20 protein-coding genes are annotated in these 17,081 nt (G+C 63.7%); 8 read left to right on the top strand and 12 right to left on the bottom strand.

Going from position 1 to position 17,081, the window contains the following annotated elements; translation table 11 throughout:
* Window positions 1–16: 16 nt before the first annotated feature.
* Window positions 17–1,120 (bottom strand): alpha/beta fold hydrolase, encoded by a 1,104-nt coding sequence (locus JJC00_RS15060; RefSeq protein ID WP_246774218.1) that lies wholly within the window; start codon window positions 1,118–1,120, stop codon window positions 17–19.
* Window positions 1,121–1,186: 66 nt separating this feature from the next.
* A complete protein-coding gene (locus JJC00_RS15065) occupies window positions 1,187–1,546 on the bottom strand; it encodes a DUF427 domain-containing protein (protein WP_200473321.1) in 360 nt (119 codons plus the stop codon).
* Window positions 1,547–1,741: 195 nt separating this feature from the next.
* Between JJC00_RS15065 and JJC00_RS15070 the strand changes: the two genes are divergently transcribed.
* Window positions 1,742–1,978 carry a BolA/IbaG family iron-sulfur metabolism protein gene (locus JJC00_RS15070; protein WP_014494139.1) on the top strand — a complete coding sequence of 79 codons (237 nt, stop codon included), beginning with the start codon at window positions 1,742–1,744 and terminating at the stop codon, window positions 1,976–1,978.
* Between the two features lie 39 nt (window positions 1,979–2,017).
* Window positions 2,018–3,211 carry a low temperature requirement protein A gene (locus JJC00_RS15075; RefSeq protein WP_200473322.1) on the top strand — a complete coding sequence of 398 codons (1,194 nt, stop codon included), beginning with the start codon at window positions 2,018–2,020 and terminating at the stop codon, window positions 3,209–3,211.
* 21 nt (window positions 3,212–3,232) lie between these two features.
* Here the strand turns inward: JJC00_RS15075 and egtD are convergent, their stop codons facing one another.
* On the bottom strand, window positions 3,233–4,204 hold the full coding sequence (gene egtD, locus JJC00_RS15080) for an L-histidine N(alpha)-methyltransferase (RefSeq protein ID WP_200473323.1): 972 nt from the start codon (window positions 4,202–4,204) through the stop codon (window positions 3,233–3,235).
* A gap of 50 nt (window positions 4,205–4,254) precedes the next feature.
* Complete coding sequence (egtB, locus tag JJC00_RS15085) at window positions 4,255–5,553, bottom strand: ergothioneine biosynthesis protein EgtB (protein ID WP_200474125.1); 1,299 nt, start codon at window positions 5,551–5,553, stop codon at window positions 4,255–4,257.
* 240 nt (window positions 5,554–5,793) lie between these two features.
* Here egtB and grxD point away from each other — a divergent pair, with 240 nt between their 5' ends.
* From grxD to JJC00_RS15105, 4 genes are read left to right on the top strand one after another with little or no spacing between them, the layout of a single operon-like run.
* Window positions 5,794–6,120, top strand: a complete 327-nt coding sequence (gene grxD, locus JJC00_RS15090; RefSeq protein ID WP_200473324.1) for a Grx4 family monothiol glutaredoxin — start codon at window positions 5,794–5,796, stop codon at window positions 6,118–6,120.
* A 3-nt stretch (window positions 6,121–6,123) separates the two neighbouring features.
* Window positions 6,124–6,675 carry an O-acetyl-ADP-ribose deacetylase gene (locus tag JJC00_RS15095; protein WP_200473325.1) on the top strand — a complete coding sequence of 184 codons (552 nt, stop codon included), beginning with the start codon at window positions 6,124–6,126 and terminating at the stop codon, window positions 6,673–6,675.
* A gap of 46 nt (window positions 6,676–6,721) precedes the next feature.
* A complete protein-coding gene (locus JJC00_RS15100; protein ID WP_200473326.1) occupies window positions 6,722–8,008 on the top strand; it encodes a serine hydrolase domain-containing protein in 1,287 nt (428 codons plus the stop codon).
* 1 nt (window position 8,009) lies between these two features.
* Window positions 8,010–9,269, top strand: coding sequence for a serine hydrolase domain-containing protein (locus JJC00_RS15105; RefSeq protein ID WP_200473327.1), 1,260 nt, complete (start codon window positions 8,010–8,012; stop codon window positions 9,267–9,269).
* A gap of 17 nt (window positions 9,270–9,286) precedes the next feature.
* Here the strand turns inward: JJC00_RS15105 and JJC00_RS15110 are convergent, their stop codons facing one another.
* From JJC00_RS15110 to murI, 7 genes are all read right to left on the bottom strand, one after another.
* Window positions 9,287–10,354, bottom strand: coding sequence for a threonine aldolase family protein (locus tag JJC00_RS15110; protein WP_200473328.1), 1,068 nt, complete (start codon window positions 10,352–10,354; stop codon window positions 9,287–9,289).
* Window positions 10,355–10,389: 35 nt separating this feature from the next.
* A complete protein-coding gene (locus JJC00_RS15115) occupies window positions 10,390–10,692 on the bottom strand; it encodes a type II toxin-antitoxin system RelE/ParE family toxin (RefSeq protein ID WP_200473329.1) in 303 nt (100 codons plus the stop codon).
* Window positions 10,671–10,898: a hypothetical protein gene (locus tag JJC00_RS15120; protein ID WP_200473330.1), complete on the bottom strand. Its 228-nt coding sequence runs from the start codon at window positions 10,896–10,898 to the stop codon at window positions 10,671–10,673. The genes JJC00_RS15115 and JJC00_RS15120 overlap by 22 nt, the downstream gene beginning before the upstream one ends.
* Before the next feature lie 114 nt (window positions 10,899–11,012).
* Complete coding sequence (gene rpsD, locus JJC00_RS15125) at window positions 11,013–11,630, bottom strand: 30S ribosomal protein S4 (protein ID WP_200473331.1); 618 nt, start codon at window positions 11,628–11,630, stop codon at window positions 11,013–11,015.
* 281 nt (window positions 11,631–11,911) lie between these two features.
* On the bottom strand, window positions 11,912–12,679 hold the full coding sequence (locus tag JJC00_RS15130; RefSeq protein WP_200473332.1) for an acyltransferase: 768 nt from the start codon (window positions 12,677–12,679) through the stop codon (window positions 11,912–11,914).
* A 257-nt stretch (window positions 12,680–12,936) separates the two neighbouring features.
* Window positions 12,937–13,710, bottom strand: coding sequence for an HpcH/HpaI aldolase family protein (locus tag JJC00_RS15135; RefSeq protein ID WP_200473333.1), 774 nt, complete (start codon window positions 13,708–13,710; stop codon window positions 12,937–12,939).
* A 61-nt stretch (window positions 13,711–13,771) separates the two neighbouring features.
* The gene (gene murI / locus JJC00_RS15140; protein ID WP_200473334.1) at window positions 13,772–14,569 is read right to left on the bottom strand and encodes a glutamate racemase; all 798 of its coding nucleotides are present in this window, start codon (window positions 14,567–14,569) and stop codon (window positions 13,772–13,774) included.
* A 170-nt stretch (window positions 14,570–14,739) separates the two neighbouring features.
* Here murI and JJC00_RS15145 point away from each other — a divergent pair, with 170 nt between their 5' ends.
* Window positions 14,740–15,291 carry a cytochrome b gene (locus tag JJC00_RS15145; protein ID WP_200473335.1) on the top strand — a complete coding sequence of 184 codons (552 nt, stop codon included), beginning with the start codon at window positions 14,740–14,742 and terminating at the stop codon, window positions 15,289–15,291.
* A 97-nt stretch (window positions 15,292–15,388) separates the two neighbouring features.
* The gene (locus tag JJC00_RS15150; protein ID WP_200473336.1) at window positions 15,389–16,030 is read left to right on the top strand and encodes a glutathione S-transferase family protein; all 642 of its coding nucleotides are present in this window, start codon (window positions 15,389–15,391) and stop codon (window positions 16,028–16,030) included.
* A gap of 12 nt (window positions 16,031–16,042) precedes the next feature.
* Here JJC00_RS15150 and JJC00_RS15155 read toward each other — a convergent pair whose 3' ends face one another.
* Complete coding sequence (locus tag JJC00_RS15155) at window positions 16,043–16,948, bottom strand: LysR family transcriptional regulator (protein WP_200473337.1); 906 nt, start codon at window positions 16,946–16,948, stop codon at window positions 16,043–16,045.
* Between the last annotated feature and the right edge of the window lie 133 nt (window positions 16,949–17,081).

Genomic DNA, 17,081 nt, shown 5'->3' on the forward strand with positions numbered 1-17,081 from the left:
GCCGTCGCGCCGGCTCTCAATTGTCTGTGAGTGGTCTCACGTGGGCAACCAGCTCCGCCAAGAACTCATCGGGACGATCGAACGGGATGAAGTGACCCCCGCCGTGCATCCGCACGAATTCCTTATGCGGCGCCGTGATCTGGTTGAATAGCTGTTCGGCCGGCTCACTCGGCGTGTTGTAGTCGGCATCGCCCTCGATGAAGATCACCGGGATCGGAAATGCGAGTCCGAGCGAGGCGACGTCGCGCTTGAACATCGGGCCCTCTCGTCCGCGCAGATATCTTGCGGAGAAGGCCATGCCTTTGCGCCAGTAGTACCAATCCAGCAGCGAGAAATCCGGCATGAATGGAGGCGGGATTGGACCCGCCAGTTGGAAGCTCTCGATGGATGGCAGGGCCAGCGCCTTGCTCCACCTGTCAGCGACCAGTCGATTCTGCGGATTCATCAGCGGTCGTGCCGCAATTGGCGCCAATTCCGTCAGGGCCTCGCTGTTGCCAGCGGACTGCGCCAACTCTTGCAGATGCGTGATCGCGAGCTCGAATGACTTCTCGAATGTCGCCCTGCCGACCACCTGTCCCGTGCCGACATAGGCATAAAACAGATCCGGGCGCTGCTTGACGATATGAATGCCCAGGAATGAGCCCCAGGAATGCCCGACAAGGACAATTTTGTCCTTCTGTAGATGCGCCCGCAGATATTCGACCAGCTCGACGCCATCCTGCGTCATTCGCTCGAGTGTCATCGTCGGTGCGAGTGCGTCTCCAGCCGCGCCATAGGTGCGACCGGCGCCGCGCTGATCCCATTGCACAATGGTGAAATGCTTTTCCCAAGGGCGCCAGCCCGACGACATTGGCCAACTGGAGCCTCCGGGGCCGCCGTGGACGAACAAGAGGACCGGGTTATCCCGATCCTCGCCGCGAATTTGGATCCATTGCTTGATGCCGCCGATCTCGACGAACGCGCCTTCCTGCACGCCCTTCGGCGAGCGGATCGCGAGAGTTTCGGCAGCAACGTGCTGACGATAGGCGCGAAACCCTAGCCCAGCAGCCGACAATGCGACGAGGACGCCGGCCAACCCCAGCAACGAGACCCCGATTAGTCTTGCGGCCTTGCGCGGCATCTCGTGCCTTGTGTCGACAGAGGGGAGGCGACCCAATGATCCCCCGGCGTCAGGGCGCCAGAGGGCTTAGCCGACTTCCTCGATCTTCACCTTGTCCGGATAGAAGGCAAGATGGCCTGATATCTCCGCCATCGCGGGGAACGGCGTCTCGTAGGTCCAGATGGCGTTGTCGAGCGTCTTGCCGTCGGCCTTGATGCTGTAATAGCTGGCGTCCCCCTTGTAGGGGCAGTGGGTGGTACGCTCGGTGCGCTCCAGCAGCGCCATGTTGGCGTCCGCCCGTGGTACATATTGCACCGCCGGATATTTGGCCTCTTTCAGCGTCAGCGCCTTGGTGCTCTCGGCAATCACGATATCGCCCGCCGTGACGCGGACGCGCCGGGGGTTTTGGGTGATGGTGATGGGGTGGTCGGGGCCTGGAAGCTTCATGATTTCACGCCTTTTCGATCAATCTGCCGCGCGCGGCACTTTGTCGTGCCTTTATCCTGATGGGATCAGGGATATAGTGCCTGAAGGCGTGACGTAGAAGGCCGTTCACGCTAAGTTTGGCCCAGCCGGCGAGGGGACCCCGGCAAGCGATTCGACGCCGAGGCTGTAAAGCCGACACTGAGGAGCAAGACCCGAATGCCCATGGACGCCCACGATATCGAGGCGATGATCAAGGCAGCGATCCCCGATGCCGAGGTGACCATCCGTGACCTCGCCGGCGATGGCGACCACTATGCCGCGACCGTGATCTCGGAATCCTTCCGCGGCAAATCCCGCGTCCAGCAGCACCAGATCGTCTATCGGTCGCTGCAGGGCCAGATGGGCGGCGTGCTGCATGCGCTCGCGCTGCAAACCGGCGTGCCGGGCGCTTGATCTGAGGGCACGTGACCTGACCGCGCGACGGGGGCGATGATGGCTGCGGACAACCCACGCGGCGCGTTGTTTCGTGTCATCCTGCCGAACCAGCCCAGCCGCGTCACCAATGCCGAGCTGTTCTTCGACCTCGTCTTCGTCTTCGCCGTTACGCAGGTGTCGCACACGCTGCTGCACCACTTCACGCCGCTTGGGGCGGTCGAGGTTACGCTGCTGTTCATGGCGGTATGGTGGGTCTGGGTCTACACCGCCTGGGTCACCAACTGGCTCAACCCCGAGCTGACGCCGGTCCGCATCCTGGTCTTCCTGATGATGCTGGGCGGCCTCGTGCTGTCGACGACGATCCCGACCGCGTTCGATGGCCGCGGCCTCTGGTTCGCGATCGCCTACGCGACCATGCAGGTCGGACGGACCGCCTTCTGGCTGTTGGCGACCCCGCGGCATCGAACCGCCGTGCGGCACAACGCGATCCGGATCCTGACATGGCTTTCAATCTCCGCGGTGTTGTGGATCGCGGGCGGCCTGTCCGAGGGAGAGACGCGGCTATGGCTGTGGATCGCAGCGGTCAGCTGGGAGTACATCGCGCCCGCGGTGCGCTTCTGGGTCCCGAGGCTGGGCTTCTCGTCGGTCGAGGCCTGGCGCGTCGAAGGCGGCCACATGGCCGAACGGTGCTCCCTCTTCGTCATCATCGCGCTCGGCGAGGCCGTCGTCGTCAACGGCACGACCTTTGCCGAGCTAGACTGGACCGCGGGCAACATCCTGGCATTCGTCTCCGCGCTCGTCGGCAGCATTGCGATGTGGTGGATCTATTTCCACAAGGGCGCCGAGGCCGGCGCCGAGCTGATCTCGAAGACCGCCGATTCGGGCCGGCTGGCGCGGCTGGCCTATACCTATCTGCACATGCCGATCATCGCCGGCATCATCCTGACTGCGGTCTCGGACGAGCTGGTGCTGAAGCACCCGACCGGACATTCCGGCGTCCGCACCATCGTCAGCACGATCGGTGGTCCCTTGGTGTTCCTGGTTGGCACCATTTTGTTCAAGCACTCGATCCGCGGCTTCCTTCAGCTCTCGCACGGCATCGGCATCATCCTGCTGTTGGCGCTGTGGTGGCTCGCTGCCGATCTCTCGCCACTCTGGTTGTCGGTCGCGACGAGCGTGGTCATGATCGTCGTCGCGGTGTGGGAGTCGGTGTCGCTGGGATCGAAGCCGGAACAGGCCGAGGAGCACTGAGCCGCCGGACGCGCTGGAGCTTTACTCCACCGCCTCCAGCGCGTGCACCGAGAACATCCTGGCTGCATCCGTCCAGCTCTCGCGAACACGCCAGCCGGCGCCTTGCGCCAGCACAGCAAAACGCTCGAGGCTGTATTTGTAGCTGTTCTCGGTGTGGATACTCTCGCCCGGCTTGAACGAGAAGCTGGTGCCGAGCAGGCGCACGGTCTGGCTCTTTCGGCTGATCAGGTGCATCTCGATGCGGTGCCGCGCGTGATTGTAGATCGCGCCGTGGGTGAAGGCGGAGAGGTCGAAATTGCCGCCGAGCTCGCGGTTGATCCGCACCAGAACATTGAGGTTGAACCGTGCGGTGACGCCGGCGGCATCGTTATAGGCGGCGTGGAGCAGGCGCTCCTCTTTCTCGAGGTCGGCGCCGATGATCATCTGCGCGCCCTTGCCGAGGATTTGGCGTGCACTCTTCAGGAACGCCTGGGCTTCATGCGGCTCGAAATTGCCGATGGTCGAGCCGGGGAAGAAGCCGACCTTGGGCATCGTCGCGACCGCCTTGGGCAGCTCGAACGGCGTGGTGAAGTCGGCGGCCACCGGATAGATGCCGAGCGAGGGGAAGTCCCGCTTCAGCCCGTTGGCCTGCGCCTTCAGGAAATCGCCGGAGATATCGACGGGCACATAGGCCGCGAACCTGGACTGATTCAGAAGCAGACGGACTTTCGTGGTCGCGCCTGCGCCGAACTCGACCAGCGCCGCATGCTCAGGAATGATCTTTGCGATCTCGCTGCCGCGCTCCTTCAGGATCGCAAGTTCGGTGCGCGTCGGATAATATTCCGGCAGGCGCGTGATCGCCTCGAACAGCTCCGATCCGGTCGCGTCATAAAAATATTTCGGCGACAGTTTTTTTGGCTGCTGCGAGAGGTCCTCGATGGCCTCGCGGGCGAAGGCGGTCGTCTGTTCGTCAGGCAGATGGGCTTCGGCCAAAGCGCTGGCGTGCACATTCATGATACTCTCCTGAACGCGCTGTCCGGCGCGTATTTGTCGTCGGATAATGTTTACTCGTAGTCGGCGAGCCGCAGTCCCGTGAACTGCCAGCGGTGGTGCGGATAGAAGAAGTTGCGATATGTGACGCGGCTGTGACCGTCGGGCGTCGCCAGCGAGGAGCCGCGCAGCACCAGCTGGTTGACCATGAACTTGCCGTTGTACTCGCCGAGCGCGCCCTCGATGGCGCGGTAGCCGGGGTAGGGTGAATACGAAGAACGCGTCCACTGCCAGACGATGCCAAAGGCGTCGTTGAGCGCGCCCGCACGCGCGGCGACCTCCCATTCCATCTCGGTCGGCAGGTGTTTTCCGGCCCAGCGCGCAAACGCATCGGCCTCGTAATAGCTGACGTGGCAGACGGGCGCGTTGGGATCGATTGGCTTGAGGCCGGCGAGGGTCATCACCTGCCACGCGCCATCGACCTCGCGCCAATGGCCCGGGGCCTGCCAATCTTCCTTGCTGACGGCAGCAAAACCGTCCATCAGCCACAGCGTTGCGGTCCGGTAACCGCCGTCGCGCATGAAGGCGAGCCATTCGCCATTGGTGACGAGATTGCGGGCGACTTTGACCGGGCCGACGAGCGCGCGATGTGCGGGTTTTTCGTTGTCGAAATGAAAGCTGTCATCGCCATGGCCGACGGTGTGGATGCCTTCGTTGAGCGTCAGCCATTCGTCGCCGGTGCGAGTCGCGGACGGAAAGCGCCAGTCGCGATCGTAGGCCGGATAAACCGGATTCTGCGCGAAGGCGTGCAGGATGTCGGTGAACATCAATTCCTGATGCTGCTGCTCGTGGTTGAGCCCGACCTCGACCAGTGGCGCGATCGCGCGGAGCGTGTCCTCGCCGGCCTCCCGGAAGAATTTGACGACCGCCGCATCGACATAGCGGCGATAGGCGCCGACCTCGTCGGCGCTGGGCCGGGTGATGTCGCCGCGATGATTGCGGGCATGGCGGGGGCCGGCGCTGACGTAATAGGAATTGAACAGGAAGGCGAAGTCGGGGTGGAAGGGCCGGTAGCCAGGGGCGTGCTCGCCGAGCAAGAATTGCTCCCAGAACCAGGTGGTATGCGCCCGGTGCCATTTCGCGGGGCTCGCATCCGGCATGGACTGAATCTGCTGGTCTTCCGGCGAGAGCGGCGCGGCGCGGCGCTCGGTTTCGTTGCGGACGGCGAGAAAAGCGGTCTCCAGCCTCGGGGCGAGGCCGCCCGGGTCGGCCGACGGTGACGAAAGCGGCGGACTGGCCGTAGCGGAGGCTTGTTTCGTCACGTTTTTCTCCAGACAGGACAAGAGAACGTTGTTGGCGAGACCCGGTTCCAAAACCAAGGTTCGTCCTAGATAGGGGCTCCGTTACGGTATGAAAGTCCTCCCCGGTGATGATATTCGTGCCGTCATGCAATGGGGCCGGGGCCATCAGGCCCGGCCGCCCAGGGGTCATTCGCTGCCATTTTACTTTGGATGCACAACGGTTTGGGCTACCTATATAGGCAGGTATCGGGTTAAATCGGCTGAGCCTGCCCGAATTGGCTGTTAAGGGCTCCGCCCCAAAAGGACACGGATATGAGCATCGAGGAATTCATCGCCAACGAAGTGAAGTCGAACGACGTGGTTCTGTTCATGAAGGGGACGCCGCAATTTCCGCAGTGCGGTTTCTCCGGCCAGGTCGTCCAGATCCTCGACCACATCGGCGTCGGCTATAAGGGCCTCAACGTTCTCGAATCCGCCGAACTGCGCAACGCCATCAAGGAATATTCGAATTGGCCGACCATCCCGCAGCTCTATGTGAAGGGTGAGTTTGTCGGCGGCTGCGATATCGTCCGCGAGATGTTCCAGGCCGGCGAATTGCAGCAGCTCTTCTCCGAGAAGGGCGTCGCGGTCGCGGCCTGATACGTGACGGTGCTGACGCGCCAGATCGGCGGCGTCCAGCTCGAAATCATCGTTGCTGACATCACTACACTGAGCATTGACGCTATCGTCAACGCCGCCAATACGTCGCTCCTTGGCGGGGGCGGCGTGGACGGTGCGATCCATCGCGCGGCGGGGCCCGAGCTCGTCGCCGAATGCAGGATGCTCCATGGCTGCAAGACCGGCGATGCCAAGATTACCAAGGGCTATCGGCTCAAGGCGGCGCATGTGATCCATACCGTCGGACCGGTCTGGAATGGCGGCACAACCGGCGAGGACGATCTGCTCGCCTCCTGCTATCGCCGCGTGATGGAGCTGTGCGGAACGCACAAGCTGGCCTCAGTGGCGTTCCCTGCGATTTCAACCGGCATCTATCGTTTTCCAGCCGACCGGGCGGCCGAGATCGCCGTCCGCACGACGGTCGACATGTTGCCCGCCGCGCCATCCGTTGGTCGGGTCGTTTTCTGCTGCTTCTCCGAGCCAAGCGCCAAACTCCATGCCGATGCGCTCGCGCGGCACGGCAACCCTTGTGCCTGATGACGCCGTCAGTACACTGCGCCCGGCCATGTTCCGGGGAGGGGATATGATTTTACGTTTTGGACTACGTGCGCTCGTCTGCGGCGCGCTTGTATCGTTTGGCGCGATGTCGCTCGCGCGTGCGGAAGGCACCTACGAGATTCCGGCCGCTGCGCATTTCAATCAGGACAAGCTCGCGAGGATCAGCGAGTTCTTCAAGAACGAGGTCGCGACCGGCAAGATCGCCGGCGCAACCGTCTTGATCAAGCAGCACGGCAAGCCGGCCTATCATGAGGCCTTCGGCGTGCAGGACGTGGTCAGCAAGACGCCGATCACCGACAAGACGATCTTCCGCCTGTTCTCGATGACCAAGGCGATCACTTCGGTGGCCGCGATGAAACTGGTCGAGGACGGCAGGATCAAGCTCGACGATGCCGTCTCCATATACATCCCGTCCTTTGCCAATGTGAAGGTCGGCGTCGAGAAGAAGGCCGAGGACGGCACCAGGTCGCTCGAGCTCGTGCCGCTGAACCGGCCGATCACGGTGCGCGATCTGATGACGCACACCTCGGGCATCACCTACGGCTTCTATGGCGACAGCCTCGTTCGCCAGGCCTATCGCGCCGCCAAGATCTATGACGGCGATTTCGACCTCGCCGAGTTCGCCGAGCGAATCGCCAAGCTGCCGCTGCACAACCAGCCGGGCGCACTCTGGCAATACGGCCATTCCACCGACATCCTTGCACGCGTAATGGAAGTCGCCGCCGGCAAGCCGCTGCTTGATATTGAGCGGGAGACGCTGCTCGGTCCGCTCGGCATGGTCGACACGGGCTTCCTCGTCACGGACCCCGAGAAGCAGAAACTGCTGGCGCAGCCGGTGCCGAATGACGCCGATTTTCGTGTTGGCCGCATCAACGATCCGACGGTCGTCAAGAAGATCCAGTTCGCCAGCGGCGGCATGGTGACGACCATGGCCGATTACGAGCGCTTCGCGCAGATGCTGCTCAACGGCGGCTCGCTCGACGGCAAGACCATCCTGAAGCCCGAGACGTTCAAGCTGATGGTGACCGATCAGATCGGCCCCGGCTCCGGCGTCGATCGCGATTATTTCTATTTCCCCGGCGATGGCTTCGGCTTCGGGCTCGGCCTTGCCGTCCGCACTGATCCCGGCAACGCAAAACCGCCGCCGCCCGGCGATCTCGGGGAATTGAAGTGGGACGGCGCCTCCGGCTGCTATTTCGTGATCGACCCCAAGCAGGACATGTTCTTTGTGCTGCTGGAACAGACCCCGACCGAGCGCCAGCGCATCCAACGGACATTGAAGCAGCTAGTCTATGAAGCCATGGAGAAGTGACATGTTCGGGCGCCGCGGGCTGATTGCGGCGCTCGTCTTTTTGTTCGGCGTTGCCGGTGCGCAAGCGGGCTCCGAGGGCCGCGCGCACAACTTTACGCCGGAGGGCCTCTCAAAAGTCTCCGATTACATCAGGAACGAGATCGCGACCGGCAAGTTTCCGGGCGCGATCCTGCTGCTTCAGCAGCACGGCAAGCCGGTCTATTGCGAGAATTTCGGCGTTCGCGATGTCGCGACCGAGATGTCGATGAGCGCGGACACGATCTTCCGGCTCTATTCGATGTCGAAGCCGATCACGTGCGTCCTGGCGATGATGCTGGTCGAAGAGGGCAAGCTCGCGATCAACGATCCCGTCTCGAAGTACATTCCGGCCTTTGCCGGCATGAAGGTCGGCGTCGAGAAGAAGGCCGAGGACGACAAGATCTCGCTGGAGCTGGAGCCGCTCAACCGTCCGGTGACGATCGAGGATTTGATGCGCCACACCGCCGGGATCCCCTACGGCTATTATGGCGGGGGCCTGGTGAACAAGCTCTATGCAGACGCCGGTCTGTTCGACAAGGATTCGACCAACGCCGAACTGGTCGCGAAGATCACCGCGTTGCCGCTCGCCGAACAGCCCGGCACGATCTGGGATTACGGCCACTCCACCGACGTGCTCGGCCGCATCATCGAGGTGATATCGGGCAAATCGCTGTTTGAGTTCGCGAAGGAGCGGCTGCTCGATCCACTCGGGATGAAGGACACCGCGTTCTATGTCGCAGATCCCGCCAAGTGGCCGCGCATCGCCGAGCCGATGCCGGAGGATCGTGCGATCAGCCCGATGACGCGGGTCCGCGATATCAGGAAACCGCTTAAGTGGGAGTCTGGCGGTGGCGGCCTGGTCGGCACCGTCGGCGACTATGCACGCTTCTCACAGATGCTGCTCAACGGCGGCAGCTATGAGGGCCGGCGCTATCTCAAGCCGGAGAGCCTCGCCGTGATGGCGTCGGATCACGTCGGTCCTGAGACTCACGTCGAGCGCGACAAGAACTATTACCCGGGCGAGAGCTCCGGCTACGGCCTCGGCGTCGCCGTCCGCACCTCGGTGCCACCGGGCACGTCGTGGCCGCTCGGCGAATATCGCTGGGACGGCGTCGGCGGCACCTTCTTCTTCATCGATCCCGAAGACGATCTGTTCGGGATTTTCATGGTGCAGACCCCGTCGCAACGCGGCCGAATTCAGCTCGCGCTGAAGACGCTGATCTATCAGGCGATGGGGCGATAGATTCTTGTTTTGGCGCGTTACGCCCCGCGCACGATCTCTCTGACATAGCCGATCGTCTCCTCGATCTGGCTCGCATTGACGTCGAGATGGGTGCAGGCGCGGATGCGGCCGTCCATCATCGCAAGCGTCACGCCGCGCTGGCGCAGTGCGGCGACCATCTTGTCGCCGGGCACGCCGGCGCCGTCGGGCTTGAAGAACACGAGGTTGGTCTCGGGCTCCTGCACCTCGACGCCCGAGATCTGCGACAGGCCGCGGGCGAGCGCGTGCGCATTGGCGTGGTCGTCGGCGAGGCGGTCGACGTGATGGTCGAGCGCGTAGATACAGGCGGCCGCGCAGACGCCGGCCTGCCGCATCGAGCCGCCGAGCCGCTGCTTCCACTGCCAGACCGCATCGATGAAGGCACGGGTGCCAGCGAGCACGCCGCCGATCGGCGCGCCGAGGCCCTTGGAGAAATCAATCCAGGCCGAATCCCAGCCTGCGGTCATGTCGCGCGGCGAGATGCCGCTTGCCACTGTCGCGTTGAGCAGGCGTGCGCCGTCCATGTGGGTGAGGAGGCCATGTTGCTTGGCGATCGCGACGATCTCGTCGAGCGCCGCCTTCTTCCAGATCGTGCCGCCGCCGATATTGGCGGTCTGCTCGACGCTGACGACCGTCTGGGTCGGCTGGTAGCGCGTGCGTGGGTGCAGCGCCTTGCGGAATGTTTCCGGCGTGAACTGGCCGTCGGCGCCCTTGAGCTGCGTCACCTGGAAGCCGCCGATCGCGGCATGCGCGCCGCCTTCGCGGGCGATGATGTGCGCGGTCTCATGCGCGAGGATCTCGTCACCGGGACGGCAATGCACCAGTGTTGCGGTGACGTTGCACATCGTGCCGGAGGGCATGTAGACCGCGGCCTCCTTGCCCATCAGCTCGGCGACGCGCCCGCACAGCGCATTCACGGTCGGATCGTCGCCGACCTGCTCGTCACCGACTTCCGCGCGCGCCATCGCCTCGCGCATTGCAGCCGTCGGCTTGGTCTGCGTATCCGACAGCAGATTGATGCGCACCGGCGGCGCCTTGGGATCGATCGGGGGAGGGGTGTAGAGCATCAACTTGCTCCCTGAGAGAATGGCTTCACTCGCGGTCAACGAGTTCTGGGTGGACGCCGGGCGGCGTGGCGAAATCGCATAATAACGATTTCTGTCGAGGTAACACGATAATCGATCAGATATGGATAAGGGTTGACCGGCAAGCGACGGACGTATGCGCGAGTGGTCTGACGTCCTGCATAAGGGCGATCCTCAAGCAGCGCGATGAGCGCGACAATGCGGTCGCGGACGTGCGTGGCTCCCTGGGGCGAGCGCGCATTGATGTAGGTCAGAGCTTCGTCGATTTGGGCGAGCGCCCGTTTCGTGTAACGGACCTTCACAGCCCGTGCTTGGCCCACATGGCGCGGACTTCGTCGGCGCTGGCCAGCTCACCGCGAGCGATCTCAGCTTCGGCCTCGGCGAGGTCGGCCTCTTCTGCCGCTGTCAGCTGGATCGGAGGCTGATCAACCCCGGCGAGTTCAAGCAGGGCTCGCGCCAGTTCGTCCTGCTCTGAATCGGGCAAGCCGGAAACCTTGTTGAAGGCCTCTTCCAGAAGACGCGTCATGGTCAACTCCGCTATGTGCAAGGATAGCACGGATGGTCCGAGACGTGGGAGTGGCTACCGCAAACAAAAAGGCCCCGGAAAACCGGGGCCTTTGAGTGTTGATCTGCCGAACTATCAGCGCGAATAGAATTCGACGACCAGATGGGGCTCCATCTGCACCGGGAACGGCACATCGGAGAGACCGGGGATGCGCACGTACTTGGCGGTCATCTTGCCGTGGTCGACTTCGAGATAGTCGGGGGTGTCGCGCTCGGGGAGCTGGCTCGCTTCGAGAACGTGGGCGAGCTGCTTGGAGGCGTCCTTGACCTCGATCACGTCGCCGACCTTGATCTGGTAGCTCGAGATGTTGACCTTGCGGCCGTTCACCTTGATGTGGCCGTGGTTGATGAACTGGCGGGCGGCGAAGATCGTCGAGACGAACTTGGCGCGGTACACGACCGCGTCGAGACGACGCTCGAGCAGGCCGATCAGGTTCTCGCCGGTGTCACCCTTGAGGCGGCTCGCCTCGACATAGATGCCGTGGAACTGACGCTCGGAAATGTTGGCGTAGTAGCCCTTCAACTTCTGCTTGGCGCGCAGCTGCACGCCGAAGTCGGAGAGCTTGCCCTTGCGGCGCTGGCCGTGCTGGCCGGGACCGTATTCCCTGCGGTTGACGGGGCTCTTCGGGCGGCCCCAGATGTTCTGGCCCATACGGCGATCGAGTTTGTACTTCGCCTCACTGCGCTTAGTCATCGCGTCCTCTTCAGGTACATGGTTTGAGGAAACGCGCCCTCCTGGGTGCCGGGCTACCCCCGGCACTGACAGGTCCGATCCCCAAAGCTTGAAGGGACAGGACCACGGGTCGCGAAACGCTTCGCGGGCCGAAATCGGCCCGCGAGCAGGGGGCTTTTAGGGGAGTTTGGGGCTCGCTGTCAATTCATTAGCCGGTCATTCCGGGGCGATGCGCAAGCATCGAACCCGGAATCTCGAGGTTCCGGGTTCGGCTCTGCGAGCCGCCCCGGAACGACGGTACTTCACGTCCCGACCGCCCGGATCGGTTTGGAGCCGGCCGCCCGCAATTCGGCAGCAATTTCAGTGTTCAGAACCTGTTCCAGCTGGGTCAGGACCCTGGCGATCGGGGCCGCGTCGGTGACCCGGTGGTCCCAGCGGATCACGACATGGATGGTCTGGTCGGGCTCGACCACCCCATAGCTGACGATGAAGGGGCCGGGCGTAACAGGGTGGAGCTCGCCGCCGCCATAGGCGGCCACCGAGCTCACCGCGAAGCTGCCGAACCAGTTGCCGCGCTGGCGGCCGAAATTCAGCCCTACCGCCCAGGACAGCCGCCGCAGCGGCAGGGGCAGGCGGGTCGCCCGCATGATCTTGCGGAACATTGGGACGTCATCGATCGGCGCGGTCTTGGCGCGCCGGATCTCGGCATCGAGCGCAGCCAGCGCCATGGCCTCCGGGGCCGCGATTCGCTGTGGCATCACGCATTCCTCGCCGTCCTCGACCCGGGCGATGGCGATCAGCGCCACACTCTTCGGCAGCTCGTAGAGCGATGGCCAAGGCCATTTGGCATAGACGGTGCGCAGGACGGGCTCGTCCTGGGCGACCAGGGCGAAGGCCTTAACGAACATCGCGGCCCAGCCGGCCGGCGCCATCGCGCCCGCGCGGGCCTCCAGCAGGGGCCGGATATTGAGCGAACGGGACAGCGAGACGAACGGCACGTCCATCGACGCGCGCATGAGGTCGCAAATCAGGCGGCGCGGCAGCGAAATGGTCTTGGATTTCCCGCGCATCGCTCTTTCGGTTCCCGCGGATTAAAATATGGGCAGCGAGCCGGTTCCCGCTCGCCGCCTGCTCTAGCACGAACCAACCGTTTTGGGGCCGGTCGGTTCGCCGCATCAGGGCGCCGGCGAAGCCAGCGGCTTGGTTTTGTCGATTTCGTAAATTACAAGCAATTTCAAAGACTTGTGTCTTTCACCTTGGAGCCATACACGCAGCCGGCCGGGATCTGATCGGAATCGCCCGCTTTCGGCAAGATGGCACGGCCTGTTCAACGCTTGATCCCGTCGAACGCCGCCATGATGCCGCGCTGGAACAGCGACCAGTCAAAGCCAAGCGCGATCGCGCGGTAGCCGCGATCGATCAGGGCGTTGGCCTGGCCTGCGGTGCGCGCCACGCCGCCGATCGGCACGCCGCTCTTGAGGATGCCGGCTTCCGCACGGGCGACCAGTTCGAGCAGCTCGGGATCGTCCATCTGTCCGCGCTTGTTGATGGAGGTGGCGAGATCGCCGGGGCCGATGACGGCGACGTCGATGCCGGGCGTCGCCATGATCTCGTCGATGCGGTTGACCGCATCGACATGCTCGATGGTGATCATGCAGAGCATCTCGTCGTCGGCTGACGCCATGTAGTCCGGCATCGACTGGCCCCAGCGGAACGGCGCGTGGAACGGACCCCACAGACGATCGCCGCGCGGCGGATAGCGTACGCTGCGCACGGCCTTCTCGGCCTCGCTGCGGTTCGTGATCATCGGGAAATTGATGCCGAAGGCGCCGATGTCCATCGGCGCTTTCGCAAGCCACGGCTCGTTCGCCGCGATCCGCACCAGCGGCGTGCACGGCGTGCCCGTCGTCGCGGCGATCATCGCATGCGCTTCGGTCAATCCAATCGGGCCGTGCTCAAGATCGACGATGATCCAGTCGAGCGAGCGCGCCATGATCTGCACCATCTGCACGCTCGGGATTGTTGCAATCGCGCCGAAGGCGGGGCGGCCTTCGCTCCACAATTGGCGGAGGCGATTGAGCGGCGTTGCGGGGACCGGCATGGGATGACCTTGCGCGAGATGACGACGGCGAAGCCTAGCAGCGCGCCGTGTCTGCGAAAAGTCAGACCAGCGCGCGGCCGCCGAAGAACGGCGTCAGAGTCGCCCCGAGCCCATGTGCGCGGTTCGACGTAAAGATCATCTCGGCGCCGGATTGCACGATGTTGCCATTGAGCGGGCCGAGCAGATCCGAGACGCGGCGGGCGATGGCGGGCGCAGGATCGATCCAGTCGACCGGCCAGGGCGCCAGCTGCTCCAGCCGGCCGAGCAGCAGCGGATAATGCGTGCAGGCGAGCACCACCGTGTCGGTGCGCGACGTCGCATCCCCGGCATCGCCGACGAAGCAGGGGATGAGCTCGGCGAGAATGTCGCCGTCGCTGATCGGGTGGCCGCTGAGCTCGCGTTCCGCAAGCGAGGCAAGCTCGGGCGAGCCGACCAGCGTGACCTCGCAGCCCTGCGCGAAATCGCGGATCAGCGCCTTGGTGTATTCGCGCTTCACGGTGCCCTTGGTGCCGAGCACCGAGACGCGGCGGGTCTTCGACCGGGCGCAGGCCGGCTTGATCGCCGGCACCGTGCCGACGAAGGGCACGGAATAAGCGGCCCGCAGATGCGATAGGACCAGGGTGGAGGCGGTGTTGCAGGCGATGACGACGAGGTCAGGATCATGGGTGCCGATCAGTTCCCCCATCAGCGGCACCACGCGGGCGATGATCTCGTTCTCGCCGTGATGGCCATAGGGGAAGAAGGCGTCGTCGGCGACATAGACGTAATGCGCATCCGGGCGCGCAGCCACGACCTCACGCAGCACGGTGAGGCCGCCAAGGCCGGAATCGAATACCAGGATCGTCGGGGAATTGGTCACGGCGTTACCTTAAGGCGCCATGGTTACCATTCGGTTTTTGGGGCGGTTTTGCGGCGGGGCCGGCCGGCGCCCAGTTTGGAACGATTCAATTTCACCTTTGCCGTATGTTCCCGCTATTTGCAGCCGTGCTGCGCTGCGGCCGGGACATCCGTAAATTTTCGGGAGCCGACATGATCAGAAACACGAGGACCGGCTGGGGGAGCGTTGCCCGGTGGCTTCACTGGGGCCTCGCGCTGGCGATCCTCGGCATGATCGGCTTCGGCTGGTGGATGAACCACATCCCGGCGCGCGCCGACAAGTTCTTCTACCGTTCGATCCACGCCGACATCGGCTACGTGATCCTGCTGCTCTCGGTGCTGCGGATCGTCTGGCGTGCGGTCAACCCGACCCCGGCGCTGCCGGCCGAGACCTCGCGTTGGCAGAAGATCGCGGCCCATGTCAGCCATGGCGCGCTCTATCTCGTCGTCATCCTGGTCGCCACGCTGGGCTGGGCGCATTCCGGCGCGCGCGCGACCAACTATTCGGACTTCTTCGGCCTGTTTCACGTGCCGCAGTTCACCTCTCCGGACAAGGCGGCGGCGGATGCCTTTGAGGATCGGCACATCTTCTTTGCCTATGTGCTGCTCGCGCTGATCGCGGTCCATGTGGTCGCAGCCCTCTGGCACCACTTCGTTCGCCGCGACCGCGTCGTGGCGCGGATGGTGACCGACGAGGCTGGGTAAAGGCACGAAAGCTGACGGTGATCGACGCTGTCTTCCCTGTGACAGAGTATGATGTGGCATCGCGGCTAATCCAATTTGACGTCGCAAGGAGACGCCCATGCTCGCCGTCCATCACCTCGGCAAATCGCAATCCGAACGCATCGTCTGGCTCTGTGAGGAGCTGGAGATTCCCTATGAGCTGAAGCGCTATGCGCGCGATTCCGTCACCATGCTGGCGCCGCCCGACTATAAGGCGCTGCATCCGATCGGCGCGGCCCCCGTCATCGTCGACGGCGATCTCGTGCTCGCCGAATCCGGCGCCATCGTCGACTACATCATGGCCAGATACGGCAAGGGTCGCCTGGTGCTCCGCGCCGAAGATCCCGGCTTCGCGCAATTCCTGTACTGGTTTCACTTCGCCAACGGCACGCTGCAAGCCGGCATGGGCCGGCTGATGATGCTGAACCGGCTCAAGCTCGCCGAGGACAATCCGATGCTGGCCGCGACCAGGGCGCGCGTCGACCGTGCCTTCGATCTCGTCGACGCCCGCGTGCGCGATGCGGAATATCTGGCCGGCAGCACCTTCACCACGGCCGACATCATGACGGGCTTCTCGCTCACCACGATGCGCTATTTCCAGCCCTACGATCTCGCGCGCTGCCCGAACGTGGTCAAATATCTCGGTCGCATCGGCGTACGTCCGGCCTATCGGCGCGCGATGGACAAGGGCGATCCCGGCATGGCGCTGCTGCTGAGCTGAGCAGAGCCGCGATCAGCGCGGCATGTGTTTGGTTGCGCGCTCGATCAGGTCGTCCAGCCTCGAGATAAACTTTGCAAGGATCGGCGAGATATTGGCTTTGTGGTAGCCGACGACGAGGTCGATCGTCGGCGCCTTGCCCCTGAGCGGGCGGCTGACGACGGACCAGGGAAGAAAGTTCTTGATGTAGCCCGGTATCAGGGCGAAGCCGCGGGTAGAGGCGACCATCGACACCGCCATGGCGAGGTTGTCGGCCTCGTGCGCCGCCGCGATCGACCGACCGCTGGCGCCGAGATAACGGTCAATGACCTTGCGAAGTGCAGGCGCGGTATCCGACACGTTGATGAAGGGTGTTCCCTCCAGCTTAACCAAGTCGATGCTGTCGAGCTTGGCCAGGCGGTGGTCGCTCGGCAGCACGGCAAGCAGCGCTTCCTCGACCACGGTCCTGTAGATGATGTCGCCAGCGCCGGTTTCGCGCCGCATGAAGGCGAGATCGAGATTGCCGCGCATGAGACCCTCGGCCAGCATCGGCGAAAAGTCGCTCGTCACGCTCACGTCGATCGTCGGCAGCTCATTGCGTAGGACGCGCATCGCTTCGGGCAGCCAGTCGATCTCCTGGCCGGTAAGAAAGCCGAGCGCGAAGCGCGACTTTTCGGGGCGGCCGGCGCGACGCGCCGCTTCAATCGCCACGTCGGCTTGCGTCAGGGCGAGGCGTGCGTGATCCAGGAAAATCTTTCCCGCCGCCGTCAGCGCGACGCCATGCACGCTGCGCGAAAGCAGCGGCACGCCGACTTCGTATTCGAGATCGCGGATTTGCCGGCTGAGCGAGGGCTGCGCCGTGTGCAGCCGCTTCTCGGCGGCGACCGTGAGGCTGCCCTCTTCGGCGACCGCGATGAAATAGCGGAGATGACGTAGCTCCATGGTACATGCCTCGCAGGTATGTCCCGCAGCTTACAAAGTCTTTTTCAGGATCGCCAGCCTGCACCAAATAGCACTTCGACGAGGGCCGCTGCTCCAAACCATACCTGATTGGCAGGGAGGGGAGGCAGCCGGC

Origin of the sequence: Bradyrhizobium diazoefficiens (assembly GCF_016616885.1) — a bacterium.
In the GTDB taxonomy this organism is placed as follows: domain Bacteria; phylum Pseudomonadota; class Alphaproteobacteria; order Rhizobiales; family Xanthobacteraceae; genus Bradyrhizobium; species Bradyrhizobium diazoefficiens_F.

Bases quoted from the DNA above. Each gene is read 5' to 3' on its own strand.
- JJC00_RS15155 (WP_200473337.1), bottom strand. From the start codon at position 16,948: ATGGAGCTACGTCATCTCCGCTATTTCATCGCGGTCGCCGAAGAGGGC.
- JJC00_RS15120 (WP_200473330.1), bottom strand. From the start codon at position 10,898: ATGACGCGTCTTCTGGAAGAGGCCTTCAACAAGGTTTCCGGCTTGCCC.
- JJC00_RS15070 (WP_014494139.1), top strand. From the start codon at position 1,742: ATGCCCATGGACGCCCACGATATCGAGGCGATGATCAAGGCAGCGATC.
- JJC00_RS15150 (WP_200473336.1), top strand. From the start codon at position 15,389: ATGCTCGCCGTCCATCACCTCGGCAAATCGCAATCCGAACGCATCGTC.
- egtD (WP_200473323.1), bottom strand. From the start codon at position 4,204: ATGAATGTGCACGCCAGCGCTTTGGCCGAAGCCCATCTGCCTGACGAA.
- grxD (WP_200473324.1), top strand. From the start codon at position 5,794: ATGAGCATCGAGGAATTCATCGCCAACGAAGTGAAGTCGAACGACGTG.
- JJC00_RS15060 (WP_246774218.1), bottom strand. From the start codon at position 1,120: ATGCCGCGCAAGGCCGCAAGACTAATCGGGGTCTCGTTGCTGGGGTTG.
- JJC00_RS15145 (WP_200473335.1), top strand. From the start codon at position 14,740: ATGATCAGAAACACGAGGACCGGCTGGGGGAGCGTTGCCCGGTGGCTT.
- JJC00_RS15135 (WP_200473333.1), bottom strand. From the start codon at position 13,710: ATGCCGGTCCCCGCAACGCCGCTCAATCGCCTCCGCCAATTGTGGAGC.
- JJC00_RS15110 (WP_200473328.1), bottom strand. From the start codon at position 10,354: ATGCTCTACACCCCTCCCCCGATCGATCCCAAGGCGCCGCCGGTGCGC.
- JJC00_RS15100 (WP_200473326.1), top strand. From the start codon at position 6,722: ATGATTTTACGTTTTGGACTACGTGCGCTCGTCTGCGGCGCGCTTGTA.
- rpsD (WP_200473331.1), bottom strand. From the start codon at position 11,630: ATGACTAAGCGCAGTGAGGCGAAGTACAAACTCGATCGCCGTATGGGC.
- JJC00_RS15105 (WP_200473327.1), top strand. From the start codon at position 8,010: ATGTTCGGGCGCCGCGGGCTGATTGCGGCGCTCGTCTTTTTGTTCGGC.
- JJC00_RS15065 (WP_200473321.1), bottom strand. From the start codon at position 1,546: ATGAAGCTTCCAGGCCCCGACCACCCCATCACCATCACCCAAAACCCC.
- JJC00_RS15130 (WP_200473332.1), bottom strand. From the start codon at position 12,679: ATGCGCGGGAAATCCAAGACCATTTCGCTGCCGCGCCGCCTGATTTGC.
- JJC00_RS15075 (WP_200473322.1), top strand. From the start codon at position 2,018: ATGGCTGCGGACAACCCACGCGGCGCGTTGTTTCGTGTCATCCTGCCG.